Annotated in this window: 9 protein-coding genes; 5 read left to right on the forward strand and 4 right to left on the reverse strand. The window is 64.8% G+C overall.

The window, feature by feature from the left end:
* Positions 1 to 59 precede the first annotated feature (59 nt).
* The 4 genes from VGM51_08735 to VGM51_08750 all read right to left on the reverse strand — a co-directional run bounded on the left by VGM51_08735 (position 60) and on the right by VGM51_08750 (position 5,784).
* A complete protein-coding gene (locus tag VGM51_08735) occupies positions 60 to 3,536 on the reverse strand; it encodes a hypothetical protein (protein HEY3413129.1) in 3,477 nt (1,158 codons plus the stop codon).
* Positions 3,537 to 3,824: 288 nt separating this feature from the next.
* Entirely contained in the window at positions 3,825 to 4,529 is a 705-nt protein-coding gene (locus tag VGM51_08740; protein ID HEY3413130.1) for a hypothetical protein, read from the reverse strand.
* Positions 4,516 to 5,001 (reverse strand): hypothetical protein, encoded by a 486-nt coding sequence (locus tag VGM51_08745; GenBank protein HEY3413131.1) that lies wholly within the window; start codon positions 4,999 to 5,001, stop codon positions 4,516 to 4,518. Before VGM51_08745 ends, VGM51_08740 begins: the two co-directional genes overlap by 14 nt.
* A 45-nt stretch (positions 5,002 to 5,046) precedes the next feature.
* Entirely contained in the window at positions 5,047 to 5,784 is a 738-nt protein-coding gene (locus tag VGM51_08750) for a DUF2231 domain-containing protein (protein HEY3413132.1), read from the reverse strand.
* 319 nt (positions 5,785 to 6,103) lie between these two features.
* Between VGM51_08750 and VGM51_08755 the strand changes: the two genes are divergently transcribed.
* The 5 genes from VGM51_08755 to VGM51_08775 all read left to right on the forward strand — a co-directional run bounded on the left by VGM51_08755 (position 6,104) and on the right by VGM51_08775 (position 14,145).
* On the forward strand, positions 6,104 to 7,594 hold the full coding sequence (locus tag VGM51_08755; GenBank protein HEY3413133.1) for a glycoside hydrolase family 172 protein: 1,491 nt from the start codon (positions 6,104 to 6,106) through the stop codon (positions 7,592 to 7,594).
* A gap of 68 nt (positions 7,595 to 7,662) precedes the next feature.
* Positions 7,663 to 9,186 (forward strand): sulfatase-like hydrolase/transferase, encoded by a 1,524-nt coding sequence (locus VGM51_08760; GenBank protein HEY3413134.1) that lies wholly within the window; start codon positions 7,663 to 7,665, stop codon positions 9,184 to 9,186.
* Positions 9,187 to 9,327: 141 nt separating this feature from the next.
* Positions 9,328 to 10,749, forward strand: coding sequence for a sulfatase (locus VGM51_08765; protein ID HEY3413135.1), 1,422 nt, complete (start codon positions 9,328 to 9,330; stop codon positions 10,747 to 10,749).
* A gap of 73 nt (positions 10,750 to 10,822) precedes the next feature.
* Complete coding sequence (locus tag VGM51_08770; protein HEY3413136.1) at positions 10,823 to 12,070, forward strand: endo-1,4-beta-xylanase; 1,248 nt, start codon at positions 10,823 to 10,825, stop codon at positions 12,068 to 12,070.
* Positions 12,067 to 14,145 (forward strand): glycoside hydrolase 43 family protein, encoded by a 2,079-nt coding sequence (locus tag VGM51_08775; protein ID HEY3413137.1) that lies wholly within the window; start codon positions 12,067 to 12,069, stop codon positions 14,143 to 14,145. Before VGM51_08770 ends, VGM51_08775 begins: the two co-directional genes overlap by 4 nt.
* Positions 14,146 to 14,174 lie beyond the last annotated feature (29 nt).

Here is a 14,174-nt window from a genome sequence, read left to right on the forward strand (position 1 = left end):
GCGCTTGTCCATATTTAGTCAAGCGCTTGACTAAAGCATACCCTATCCCAAAGGTCCTGTCAAGGCCCCTGTTGAATTTCTTTTTCGGGGACGGTGATCCGCAGCCGGTCTATCTCACCCCTGCGCCCGAAAATCGAGTCGCTGTCGGCGGCGTTCAGCGCGTTGCCGTCCACGGTGTCGATCCGCCCACCCCGGCGGTGAACCGACACCGAGGCGCCGGCGCCGATCTCGTAGCACACCGGCACCTGGCAGAACGTAAACGCCAGGCTGCCCGCCGGAAGGTTCCATGAGCGCTCCCCGCCCCCAACATCGACCCATGAAAACTCCGTCGCGCCGGCGTGGAATTCGGATCGCCGGAGGAGGCGCGGCGCGAACCGCACACGTCCGCCCGATATTTCGACTCCGAGTTCGCCCCACCGCGCCAGTATCTCCTCCTTGACCTGGCCGGTCATGCCCGGCTGCTGGGCGCCTTTGTGCCGGGGGGTGTGCGAATAGGCATCTGTGGGGAACGCTCCGTACTCCTGCGGCGTCTTGCGGAAACACATTCCGTTCCGGATGTCCTCGTAACGGGCGGCCAGGCCAGCCACCACCCCGGGAGCGGCGCCTTCATCAACCGCCGCGCGCCAGCACTCCTGCGTGGCAAGCAGGAGTTTCGCGACCATGTGCCAGTAGACGCTCCCCAGCCCTTCAAAGGCGAAGAAAGTGCCGCTGCGGCCCGTGAACTCGCTATGCACGAAGACGTCTTCCCAGAGGTCCATCACGGCGTTGCGATCCTGGCGCACCCGATCGGCCCAGCGTCCGGCGGCCTCCAGCGTGTCAAGGCGCGCGGTGAGATCGACGGCGTTGTGCAGATCGCCCTGGAAATGGAGGACGCCTTGCTCGTCCCGGACGACGAGCGAGACATCGCCGGCCGCGACGAGGCGGGCCAGAAGCGGAACGCGTTCCCCGGCCCCCTCCGGCAGGTTGTTCCGATTCAGGAACGGCTGCACGTCATGGTCGGGATAGAGGGTGTAGCTGTGCTGGTCGGCGCGATACATATCGCTTTGCCGCAGGGCGCGGAGGATGCCCAGCGCCTCTTCGGGGGTCGTGAGCCCGGAACTGAGCGCGGCCACCTGCCCTTCCAGCATCGGATACAAGTGCTTGATCTCCGCATTCCCGGGCTCTGGAACGCTGAGGACGTTGTAGCTGTGGTAGAGGCCGTCCTCGCGCCGGTTCGAGCGGATCGTATGGTCCACGATGGGCACGGCGGCGGCGATCAACGCGCGAAGATCGCCGGTGCCCACCTCGCAGCGGCCTTCGAGCCCCTCGCTGTACAGAGTGTTTCGGTAGTTTTCGCCGGCGCGGCCCAGCGCTTCCATCATCGCGTAGCGGCCCGCGCCGTCCAGGCCGGCGTCGACCCTCTCGCGCCATCCGCTCAGGATGGCCGTCATTTCGGAAACAAACCGCGCAACGGGGGCAGTCACGCTTACCACCGCACCGTCCGCCTCGTTGAGCAGCGTGTCCAGGAACCGGAGGTACCGCCGCACGTATTGCACCGTGACCACCGACAGGCCCCATCCGGCCAGCGCATTGTTGGCGTCGTTCCATTCCGGGCGCTGCGTGTTCAGCCAGGTGCCGCCGTCCGGCACGAGGTTCGAGAGTTTCGCAAGGAGCGGCGCCAGCAGCTTTTCGGCCAGGGTTACGCGCACAATCCTGCCGCCCGCATCCTTCAGGAGGAAGCCGTCCGCGCCTTCAGACGCCTTGCGCAGCCTCAGGCGGTCGTCCAGGTCGTGGTTGTACGTTATCGTGTGCCTCGGATCGGCGATCATCGCATCGAATCCGGCGATCTCGTACGGCACGTGTGCGTAGGCAAAATCGCAGTCTCCCAACGCTCCGGCGAGCCGGCCCGGGTAGAACCGATGCGACATTTCGAGCAGGCGCAGCAGGTAGATGACCTGGTGATCTCCGAAGTATCCGACGAAACTCCAGGGGTCGCCTCTATGATGCACGTCCCAATCGATGCCGTCGCGGGAGATGCGCAGCGGGTTGTAGCCATCGGCGGTGGATGCGTTGAGGAAGACCGCGATCATGGCCTCCAGCGCCTCCGGGTAGGACATCGCCAGGCTCTCCCAGTTCTGGAAGATGTCGCGCCAGTTGCCCTGGTACCCATACACGGGCTCGCCCACCGGGTCCTTGATGTGGATGGAAAACCCGTTCCACGGCCGGCTGGGGTCGCCGTGCCGGCGGCTGAAGGTGAGCGGCAGGTATTCCCGCAGCACGCGGACCAGTTCGGGGTCCCCCGTCGCCCCGGCCGCCTCACGCAATTGGCGAAGCGTCAGCCGCTCGGGCAAGGACGCCGGCCAGTCGGCGTGGCGACGGGCAACCGAAGTATTGCGCGCGCTCAGGAACGCCGCGACATCCGTCCGGGGAAAGCGATCGGAATCCGCAAACGTGCCGCCGCGCATGCAATTGAACGTTACGTTGGAAAAATGGTGGGCGCCGGCCGCCGCATCCGCCGTTTCCTCGAGGCCATCAGCGCCGGCAACCAGCCGGCGCAGTCCGCTCAGGCTGTCCCGGAGGCTCGCCTCAAGGTCCTGCCGCAAGTGGCCGGGTGACCGCAGTTCACGCTTGAGGCGGACAATCGCCGCGTGGTCCATGCGTGTGTCCACCACGTTCAGCCATTCGTGGCTCTCGCCCGGCGCGAGCTGCACGGAGTCCACGGCGAGGAAGGCGCCGGTCTCCCCGCGAATTTCCGGCTCGTCGTTCGGCACCGCACCGCTGCGGAATGCCTCGCACTGCCGTTCACACAGCAGGAACCTCGGGTTGGGATGGCCGATGGACCACGCCGTGGTCGCTCGCAGCGTTTCATACGGGTCAGACGTGTCTGTGATGCCGGCGTTCAGCGTGAACAGCCCCAGGGGAAGCGACGGGACGCGCTCGTGGCGCATATACGCCTCGGCCAGATAGCTGTGGCGCGAGTAGGTGTCGTTGGAGACCCCGGGGACCATGAGCCGTCGCCACCCGTCAAGGTAGCGGATCTCCGCCGGATCGGCGCCGATGTTCGTCAGGCGGCACTGGCGCACAACCCCGTACGCGTCGCTGGCGCTGAGACTCCAACTGAACTCCAGCCCGAGGTCGTCGTTGATCTCCTCAAAGACGACGATCCCGCAATGGATGTGTTTATGGAGGTTGCGGCGGATACGATATGCGCGCCCGCTTTCGCGCCACGGCTCCCAGAGGGACGTCCGGCCGCCTCGATGGGCGAGGAATATCGTCAACGCGCCTTCCGAGTCCGGCGTGCGGACGATCTTGTCCACGGTGAGGTACGGGAAGATCGCGCCGTCCGGGTCCACCCGTCCGGCGGTGAAGGGGCCGTTGCTGCCCGCGAAGAGCCAGAGGTCGCTGAAACTGACGATGCTCATGAGGAACGGCGGCATCGCATCGACGTTGTTTATGGTTGCGTATGTCTGGCCATCGAGGCAGCTGAACGCTCCGCTGACGGGCCGGCTACGGAGTGGCAGCCTGTTGTCCCCAAGCCAAATGGTATCTGTGTGCATGGATGGACATATCCTATCGCGACTAAGGAGCGCGGGCGCAGGGAACGACGAATGAGTCAAGCGCTTGCCCTTCAAGGGTCAAGCGCTTGACTTGATTATACTTCCGGTGGTACAACGGCGTCAATAGACGGAATCTCCGTGGGCGGACGCCTGGGGAACGTTTTCATCGGTTGAAACCGGGGGCTGACGAACCAGGCCGGATGAAGACGTTCAAACCGCGCTTCACAGCTCCACGGCCGAGGCCGGCGCCGGGTTCCGGAAACTCCACCTTCCCACCTCCAGCCACCGCTACAGCCGCCAGATCCATGCAGTGTGGAACGTTCCCGATGTCTTCATCCGTCCGAAGAATGCGCCGACCCCCACCTTCACGCTCAGTGGCCCCTTGCTGTGGTAGTAGCTGGGCATCAGCTCGACGCCGTCTGCGAGCGGCGCGCGCGCGACGAGTTCCAACCCCGCCCGATCGCCGTTCGGCAGCGGCGTCAGCGCTCCTACCGCGAACCCATAGTTGCGCTCTCCGCCCGGAGCCAGCTCCTTGCCGGCGATCAGATTGACCGCAACGAGCGTGTTTGGCGTCGTCCGGGCCAATATCGCGCGCACCTGAGCGTTGCTGTGCTCTTCACTGTCGCGTGGCTTTTCGCCCTCAAGCGAGAGCGCCGCGCGCCACTCAGAGCCGGGCAGGTTGCCGATCCGGTAACGGACCTCGCCGGCCGTGGCCTCGTACCGGTACCCTCCGCCGGGAGGCGCCGACAGGTGGAAATGCGGCTCCACGGAGACCCTGTCGCCGAGGCTGATCAGCACCCCCGGAGTGATTTCCGTCGTCCGGCTCCCGTCCCTTGCGATGATGGTGTCTGTGGACAGGCTCGCATATGCGTGGCCCGCAAGCGGCATATCATCCGTGGCTACCAACATGAAATCCTTGCCGTGGTGGGCAGCGGCGGGAGCGGCGGCGAGCGCCAGCAGCAGGAGCGTGTCGAGAGGTCTACGGATGGGCAACGGTTTCCCCCTTGCCGGCGGCATCGAGTTGAGAAAGGGAAACCTCCGGTTTTGGCGCAAACGCTACCAACACGGCCTTCGCTTTTCCGTCCACTTTCGTGGAGGCGACGCCCGGCACGTTCGCGAGCGCCGACGCCAGGCGCTGCGGATCCGCCCCGGGGACGACCGCCCAGACGAGCGTGCACCCCTTGCCCAGGTCCGTTCGGCCGATGGCCTGAGCCAGCGTTGAGACGGGCTTCCGGGAATCATCGAAGGTCACGTCCAGCCGCCGGTCCTTGACCGAAAGCCGCGCCTCCTTCACGCCCTGGATCCTGGGGATGTCTCTCCGCGCGGAAAAAGCGCATTCGGCGCAGTTACACGCGGACGTGACGCGGAACGACACCGTTCTCTCCGCGGCGTACACCGGCCTCCCGCCCAGAACCGCCGTGAGCGCCAGCGCGCCGGCCGCAAGCATGAACCTCGCATGCATCATTCCGCCATCCTCCAACAGTGGGTGGGGCCCGTCATTTCACCCGGGCTACTTCCTGGAAGCCAAATACGCGGACAGCGCTTTCAGTTCCTCCGGCTTGAGGCGGGAGAAGCTTGGCATCATGGACCCGGGATGCACGGCGGAAGGATTCGTCAGGTGCGCTATGTGCCATTCCACGGTGTCATGGCGGCGCGCTTCGTGCGTCAAGTCGGGGCCGACAGTTCCGCCGAGACCGTCCATTTTGTGGCAGTTCCGGCAGCCGGTCTGGGTGCTTGCGAACAGCTTTTGCCCCAACGCCACCCCCGCGGCGGGAACGGCGCCCGCCGCTGCCGGAGCAGGCGGCGCAGCGCCAAGGCTGGCCGCCGCTCCACCCAGCGCCATGGCGCCTCCCAGATACCCGGCGATGCTCACACAGAGCGCCGTGAAGGCTCCGAGCATGAGGCTCACAGCGCGGGTCTGCGTTCCGTGGTCGTCGCGCCGGCTGATACGGAAGACCAGGTGTACGATGGCCGCCGTTGCCGCGCAGAGCGCTATGGCCCGGTGAATCAGGAAAACGTGCGGGGGCGTCGGGCTTGCCCCAAAGAGCGTTGCCGCGGTCATCAGCCCGCTCGGTATAGCGCCGGCGACGCCGGCCACGCCCACCGCGAGCATCCAGAACGCCACCGTCTCCCATTCGCGCTTCCGCAGCACAGTCGCGCCCGCGTCAAACAGGAAGGCGGCCATCAGCATCGCCACCGGAAAATGCGTTACCGCGCCGTGTAACTCGGGCCAGGAAGGCAGCGTCATCGTCTCTCCTCCATTCGGACAAAGTGGGTGAAGCGCGCCGTCTGCCGGCGTTCACCGCGCAGTATAACGGAGGGCGGGTTCGCATCGCTCCCGGGGGGCCGATGTTTTTTTGCGGTTTGGCCCCACATGCCTGCACGCTCATGATACCCGGGGCCGGCCGGCCGGAAACCCGCTGTGGCGGGCAGGGATTCAAATCACGCGGATCGGGTGCCCTCTTGTGTGTGCGCGGAGGACATACTGTGGCAGGGGAGCCGGAAGGCGAAGGCGGGTTGTCCTGGCGCGCCCGAACGCGTCCCGTTCGTCACAAAGGAGCTGCAAAATGTGGGGAGTTCGCCATTTCGTTTTCGCGGCGGCGCTGATGCCGCTCGCCTGCCTCACTGCCCGGGCCCAGGATCCGATGGATGGATTGGAACTGGCTCGCCTTAAGCCGTACACCGCGCTTCGTTCATCGTCCAACAACGCCGATCTGAACAGCAACGATGACAGCAAGCGTCTTCCCGCGGGCGCGACGCTCACCCTGGCGGACGTCGACGGCCCGGGCGCGATCACCCACATCTGGTGTACGCTTTCCGCGAATGAGTACGCGTGGCCGCGCCTGCTGCGCCTCCGCATCTACTGGGATAACAGCCCGTTCCCCAGCGTGGATACCCCGCTCGGTGATTTCTTCGGCGTGGGCCATGGCTTCGAACGCAAGCTGGATTCGCTGCCGGTGCGGAACTCCTCGGACGGACGCTCACACAACTGCTACTGGCCGATGCCGTTTCGGAAACACGCGAGGGTGACGGTGACGAACGAGGGCACGCGGGGCGTGGGTTTGTTCTATTTCCACGTGGATTGGCGGAAGCAGGACAAAATCCCGAACGACGTGGCCTATTTCCACGCGCACTACCGCCAGGCCATCCCGGCGCCGCCCGGCAGGAACTATGTGATCGCCGACATCGAGGGGACGGGCCACTACGTGGGCACGGTGCTCTCGGTCGTTCAGAACCGCACCGGTTGGTTCGGCGAGGGCGATGACATGTGGTTCGTGGACGGCGAGACAAAGGCCTCGATTCAAGGGACCGGAACCGAGGACTTCTTCAACGACGCCTGGGGCTTCCACGAAGCTACGGGGCCGTACTACGGCATCACCGTTGCAGAGGGCCAGGGTGTCGGCGCGCGGTGCAGCGCCTATCGCTGGCAGATCCTTGACCCCGTCCCGTTCAAGAAGTCATTACGACTAGAAATCGAGCACAAGGGTTGGACGTTCAACGATGAGACGGACGGTTCCGTGCGCTCGGGGTTCGAGGAGCGCGCCGACCATTTTTCCTCTGTCGCTTTCTGGTACCAGAAGGAATTGAAGCCGCTTCCCGACTTGCCGGCCGGCTATGCCCGCACGCCCTACGGAAACGCCACCGTGATTCAGGCGGAGGGCCTCCTGGACAAGGTGAAGACCGAGAAGGGTGAGGCGGAGATCCAGAAAGGCCTCGATTTCACGAAGGACATCATCTTTTTCCGCGGTACCGGGGAAGGGGCAACGCTGACGATACCATTCAGCGCGCCTTCCGAGGGCGTCTACGAGATCACGACGCAACTGGTCCACTCCTACGACTACGGCACCTACCAGGCATTCCTTGACGGCAAGGCCCTGGGTGAACCGCAGAAGACATACGCGGCGGGGACCATCGCATCGCTCGACCACGTCCTCGGCCGCGCCAGGCTCACGGCCGGCACGCACGATTTGACGTTCACGGCCGTCGGCAAGGATGCCGCCTCGACTAACTACTTCCTCGGGGTTGACGACATCGTTCTGGCGAAGCTCCCGGAGTGAGCACGGAACGGAATGGAGAGGCGGTCCAGGCAGGAGAGGCTGAAAACACTATGGAGAAGAGCCCGTTCATGTCGCGACGAGACTTCCTGAAGACCACCGGCGTATTGACAGCGGGAATGATGCTGGACACCGAACTTGCGCAAGCTCAGGGGAACGCGGGCCCGGCGGACCCGAAGCGTCCCAATATCCTCTGGATCTGCACGGATCAGCAGCGCGCGGACACGATCGCGTCGCTCGGCAATCCCAATATCCGCACGCCCCACATCGACCGGCTCGTGGCCGAGGGTGTCGCGTTCACCCAGGCTTTCGCCCAGAGCCCGGTGTGTACGCCAAGCCGGGCTTGCTTCCTTACGGGACGCTACCCGCGCACGACCGGCGCTCGGCGCAACGGCCAGGCGATCCCCTCCCACGAGGTTCTCGTCACCCGGATGCTCGCCGATGCCGGCTACGACTGCGGCCTGTCGGGTAAGCTCCACATTGCGCCGTGCCAGGGCCGGGTGGAAAAGCGGATCGACGATGGATATCGCGTGTTCCACTGGAGCCACGACCCCTCACCCCAGTGGAAGGAAAACGAATACCAGCAGTGGCTGGCGTCCAAAGGGGTCGCCTGGAAGGACATCTACAAACCTCGAGGCAGGAAGGCGTTCGCCGGCGCGCCCGCGGATCTGCACCAGACGACGTGGTGCGCGGACCGCGCGATCGACTTCATGAAGGAGAAGCGCAACGGGCCGTGGCTGATGAGCGTGAATATCTTCGCTCCCCACCACCCGTTTGATCCGCCGAAGGAATATCTGGACCGCTACGACCCGGACAAGCTGCCGGACCCCGATTATGTGGAAGGCGAGCTGGAGAACAAGCCCGTGTTCCAGCGGGTGGACCACGATGGCGCCTACGGAGGGATGCTGCTGGGCTACAGCAAGATGAGCCCTCGCGAGCGCAGAGAGGTCACGGCGGCATACTATGCGATGATCGAGCACGTTGACGACAATGTCGGACGCATGTTGAAGGCCCTGGAGGAGACCGGCCAGCGCGAGAATACGATCGTGATCTTTATGAGCGACCACGGCGAGCTTCTCGGCGACCACGGGATGTACCTGAAGGGGCCCCACATGTACGATTGCTCGCTCCGCGTCCCGCTGATCTTCTCGTGGCCGGGACATTTCAAGGCGGGGCTCCGGAGCGACGCGCTGGTGGAACTGGTGGACATCGTGCCCACACTGCTGACGTCCGCCGGTCTTCCGATCCCGGAGCGCGTGCAGGGCGAATCGCTCTTCGACATCTGCGCCGGGACGGCCGACCCTGGCCGGCACAAGGAGCAGGCATACGCCGAGTACTACATCGGCCAGCCGTTTCACCGGAAATTGAAGGAGAAGCCTCTTCTGACGACACTTCGAACGCGCACCGCCAAGATCACTTCGTACGCCGGGCTGGAGATCGGCGAACTCTACGACCTGCAATCGGACCCGGGCGAGCACGTGAACCTGTGGGATGACCCGAAGCGGAAAGCGCTGAAGATGGAAATGCTCAAGCGCTGCTTCGACGCGAGCGTTCTGTCGCAGGACCCTCTGCCCGTCGTTCAGGCGGACTGGTAGGCCGGCGGCGCGCGCCGCCGCCGTGACAATGGAGGAAAGACCATGCCGGATCATGAGGCACCGTCGCTGTCGCGGCGGAAATTCATACAGACCGCCGGAGCCGCGGCGGCGTCCCTGATTGCGGCGCCGAGAGGAGAGGCGATGATTCGAAACCCTGGGCCGCCTCCGAGGCGGCCGAACGTGATCTACATCCTGGCGGACCAACTCCGCTACCGGTCGTGCGGTTATACGGGCGACACCAAGGCGCACACGCCCAATCTGGACTCGTTCGCGGCGCGGAGCGCCAGTTTCGAGAACGCGGTCTCCGGGCACCCCGTTTGCGCGCCTCACCGCGCCTCGATGCTCACCGGATTATACACCACCTCCACCGGAATGGTGATCAATGAGCTGCGGATGAACCCCGATCACGAGTGCATGGGCCACGTGCTGACGCGCGGCGGATACGAGACAGCGTATATCGGCAAGTGGCACCTCTATGCGAACCAGTTGGGCAACCACGAGGACCCGAAGAACTCCTACACGCCTCCGGGGCCGCACCGCCTCGGTTTTGACGGATTCTGGGCGTCCTACGGATTTCACCACGAGTACTACAAGGGGTATTACCACACCGACAGCCCGAAGAAGATCTTCATCGACGGCTATGAGCCGGACGCACAGACAGATATGGCGATCGAACGCATCGGACACTACGCGAAAGGCGACAAGCCGTTCGCTCTGTTCCTCTCAATCGGGACGCCGCATGACCCCTGGGACACGAGCAACGTCCCGCCGGAATACCTGGCGCGATTCGCAGATGCCCAGTTCCCGCTGCCGCCCAACTACAAGCCGGAAAACGACCCGTACGCGGACGCCTGGGGCAGGCTCAGCCCGGATGAACGAAAGGCGCTCCCGCAGTGGATGCGGGTGTACTATGCGATGGTCGCCAACATCGACTGGAACCTGGGGCGGCTGATGGAAGCGATCGACAAGGCCGGCATCCGGGAGAACACCGTCGTGGTATTCACCTCCGATCACGGGGAGATGTTCGGGGCGCAGGGTCGCCGCGCGAAGAACAACTTCTACGAGGAAGCCGTGCGCGTACCGTTTCTCGTGCGCTGGCCGGGGAAGATTCGCGCTGGATCCGTCTGCGACACGTGCCTCAACACGCCGGATATCATGCCCACGCTGCTTTCGCTTGCCGGCCTCCCGATCCCGGCCAAAGTGGAGGGCACGGATCTGAGCCATTGCGCCCTCGGCAAGCCCGGCCCGGAGCCGGAGGCCGCCTTCATGCAAAACACCGGCGCGTGCGCTATATGGGAGGACGGCTACGAATGGCGCGGCCTGCGGAGCAAGCAGTACACGTACGCGACGTACCGCAAGGACCGGTCCGAACTGCTCTTCGACAACAAGGCGGATCCCTACCAGCGAAAGAACCTGGCCGGCGACCCCGCGCACAGGGATACACTGAACCGCTTCCGCGAGCTGCTGAAGGTCCGGATGACCGCCGTGGGCGATACATTCGAAGCCAGTTCCTGGTACAGGGATCACTGGACGAAGGACCGCATCATCACATTCGTCCGCTAGCGACAGATACCGGAATGAAGGGATTTGGGCCCGACCCGCGCGACGCTCGGATCGACCGGCCCGGGACGAAGGAATGAAGACCCGATTCGCATCTTGCGCCTTGCTGGCGGCGGCCGGCCTGTTGGCGGCGGCGTTACCCTCGCCGGGCTCTCAATCAGATAAAGCGCCGTGGGATGTCCCGCCGCTGAAGGACTCGTTCAAGGGTGCGTTCCTAATCGGGACCGCGCTGAACTACGCGTCGCTGCATGGGATGGCGCCGATGGACCTGGCCATCGCCAAACGGCATTTCAGTGCCTTTACGTGCGAGAATGGCATGAAGCCGGATGCCACCCAGCCCTCGGAAGGCCGTTTCACATTCGCCGACGGCGACCGTCTCGTGGAGATCGCCCGGGAATGCGGGGCCGTTCCTGTTGGCCACACACTGGTCTGGCACAGCCAGACGCCGGCGTGGTTCTTCCAGGGCCCCGACGGCCGGCCGCCGAGCCGCGAGGTGGCGCTCGCGCGCATGCGCAAGCATATCGCCGCCGTTGTGGGCCACTTCAAGGGCAGGGTCAAGCAATGGGACGTCGTCAATGAGGCCATCAGCGATGCCCCCGGCGAATTCCTGCGCCCCACCCCATGGCAGAAGGCCATCGGCGACGACTACATCGCCGAAGCGTTCCGCGCCGCGCACGAAGCCGACCCCGATGCGACCCTCGTCTACAACGACTACAACATCGACCTGGGTTACAAGCGGGCCAAGGCGCTCAAGCTGCTCCGCTCGCTCCGCGCGGAAAAGGTGCCGATCAACGCGGTCGGGATCCAGTGTCACTGGCGCATGGACAGCCCAGATTTCGCCGAGGTGGATGAGAGCATCAAAGAGTTCGGAGCGCTTGGCCTGAAAGTGATGATAACCGAACTCGATATCGGCGTGCTGCCAACGCAGTACAAGGGGGCCGACATTTCGACGCGCGAAACGATGACGCCGGCACAGGCGGCGGTGATGGACCCATGGGCCGCGGGTCTGCCGGATGATGTCGCCCGGAAGCACGCCGAGCGCTATCGGCAGGCTTTTGAGATGTTCCTCCGGCACCGGGACGTCATCCGCCGGGTAACGCTCTGGGGGCCTCATGACGGCGATTCCTGGCTCAACAACTTTCCCATACTGGGTCGGACCGACTACCCGTTGCTCTTCGACCGGCAGGGGCGGCCCAAGCCCGCATATTACGCCGTCCGGCGCGCCGCGAATGCGGCGCCACCGCTTTCCCGGGGCAAGCGCGCGCGGGCCAAAGGCGCCCCCGGGAGCTTGCGCCTTCCGACACGGAGGGATCCGCAACAATGAATACTCGAAAGGTAAAGCTCATCGGGGCCGGCCTCGCCATATCGGCCGCCTTGACACCGGCGGACGCAGCGGCGCCAACGTGGACGGCCGACAACGGCAACGGCACGTTCACCAACCCATTGTTCTACGATGAGTTCTCCGACCCCGATATGATCCGCGTCGGCGATGACTACTATCTGACCGGAACGACGATGCACGCCATGCCCGGCCTGCCGGTGCTGCATTCCCGGGATCTGGTTAACTGGAAGTTCCTGAGTTACGCGGTAGACCGCCTCGACTTCGGGCCGGAGTACCGTCTCGAGGACGGCAAGGAGATCTACGGCCAGGGTATCTGGGCCCCGAGCTTCCGCTGGCACAACGGCACGTTCTACATCTTTTCCAACGTCCGGGGCCAGCCGACGCAGATCCTCAGCGCCAGGGACCCGGCGGGTCCCTGGAAGCGCTCCGTGATGAAGCAGGGGTTCCACGATATGTCGGTCCTCTTCGACGATGACGGCAAGGTTTACATCGTCTGGGGCTACCGCGAGATGAAGTTCGCCCAATTGAACGACGAGCTCACAGATATCGTCCCCGGCACCGAGCGCTCGCTGTTCCCGCCCGACAGCCTCATGGGCGAGGGCGCGCATTTCTACAAGATTGACGGCAAGTACTACATCACCAGCGCCTGGTTTGACGGGACGATGCGCATGGCCTGCGCTCGCGCGGACAAGCCGGAAGGCCCCTACGAAGTGAACCCCGCCATCAGCATCGGCGAAGATTACGGCCTCGGAGGTGTCCACCGGCTGAGTTCGAACAACTACCGGCCGCCATTCAAGGTGCACCCGCCGCTCCCAAAGAGCGCTGGGAACCGCGGCCTTCATCAGGGCGGATTAGTGAGCACGCCAAAGGACGTGTTCTGGGGGTTCTCGCAGATGGACTACACCGCGGTCGGGCGCCTCACCTGCCTCGCGCCGATCACGTGGAAGGACGGCTGGCCCTATTTCGGCCTCCCCGGTAATCTGGGGCGCACCCCCCGCATATGGGTCAAGCCGGACACCGGAAACGTATCGCCCGTCTCGGCGCCGTATCAGCGGAGCGACGATTTCTCGTCGCCGGCCCTGAATCCCATCTGGCAATGGAACCACGCCCCCGATGACACGAAATGGTCGCTGACGGAGCGGCCCGGCTTCCTGCGCCTCCACTCGCTGCCCGCCGCGGAGTTCTGGTGGGCGCGCAACACGCTCACCCAGCGTTCCGTTGGGCCGGCGTCGAATCCGACCGCCGTGCTGGACACGAAAGGAATGAAGGCTGGGGATATCGCCGGCCTGGCGCTCCTGAACCTCCCCTACGCCTGGATCGGCGTCCACCGAAGCACAGACGGGTGGGCGCTGGAGAGGTACGACCAGACAACGGGGGAGACCGTGCGCGTTCCCCTGTCAGCCGGGCGCGTGTGGCTGCGGGCGGAGTGCGATTTCCTGACGGAGATTGCGCGATTCAGCTACAGCACCGATGGCGCGACGTTCACCCCGCTGGGCGGCGAGTTCGCCATGGTCTTCCAGTTGAAGACTTTTGAGGGCGTCCGTTACGCCCTCTTCCACTACAACACCGGCGGCAGACTCGGGGGCTACGCCGACTTCGACGGCTTGACCATCGATGAGCCTCGTCCGCACGGATTGACGAAACCAATCCCGCTCGGTCGGACGATCACGATTTCGAGCCTCGGCAGCGGAGCCGTATTGGCCGCGGACAGGCACATGCTCATCGCTGTGCCGAAGGATGACGCGCGCGCGGCTTCGGCGGCCGCGGCGTTCAAGGTGGTGGACCGCGGGCAGGGGCGCGTCGCGCTGCAGGCGGGCGACGCCTTCGTCTCGGTGGTTGCGTCCGGTACGGCGGGCCAGGTCATGCTGCGGAAAGGCGATCCCGCTGACGGCGAGACGTTCCAGTGGGTGGAGACGCCTTATGGGGACCTCGTGCTTCTTTCGCTGGCGTCGCACCGCTACCTGAGGATCCAGCCGAACGACAATGCCATCTCCGCCGACAGCCCCGGCCCGCATCCTGGCCGGGAGGATGGTACCTGCCTGAGCTGGAAGAAGTGAAAGCACGGCCACATCCGGGTCTGGCCTAT

The organism is Armatimonadota bacterium, assembly GCA_036504095.1.
In the GTDB taxonomy this organism is placed as follows: Bacteria; Armatimonadota; DTGP01; order JAKQQT01; family JAKQQT01; genus DASXUL01.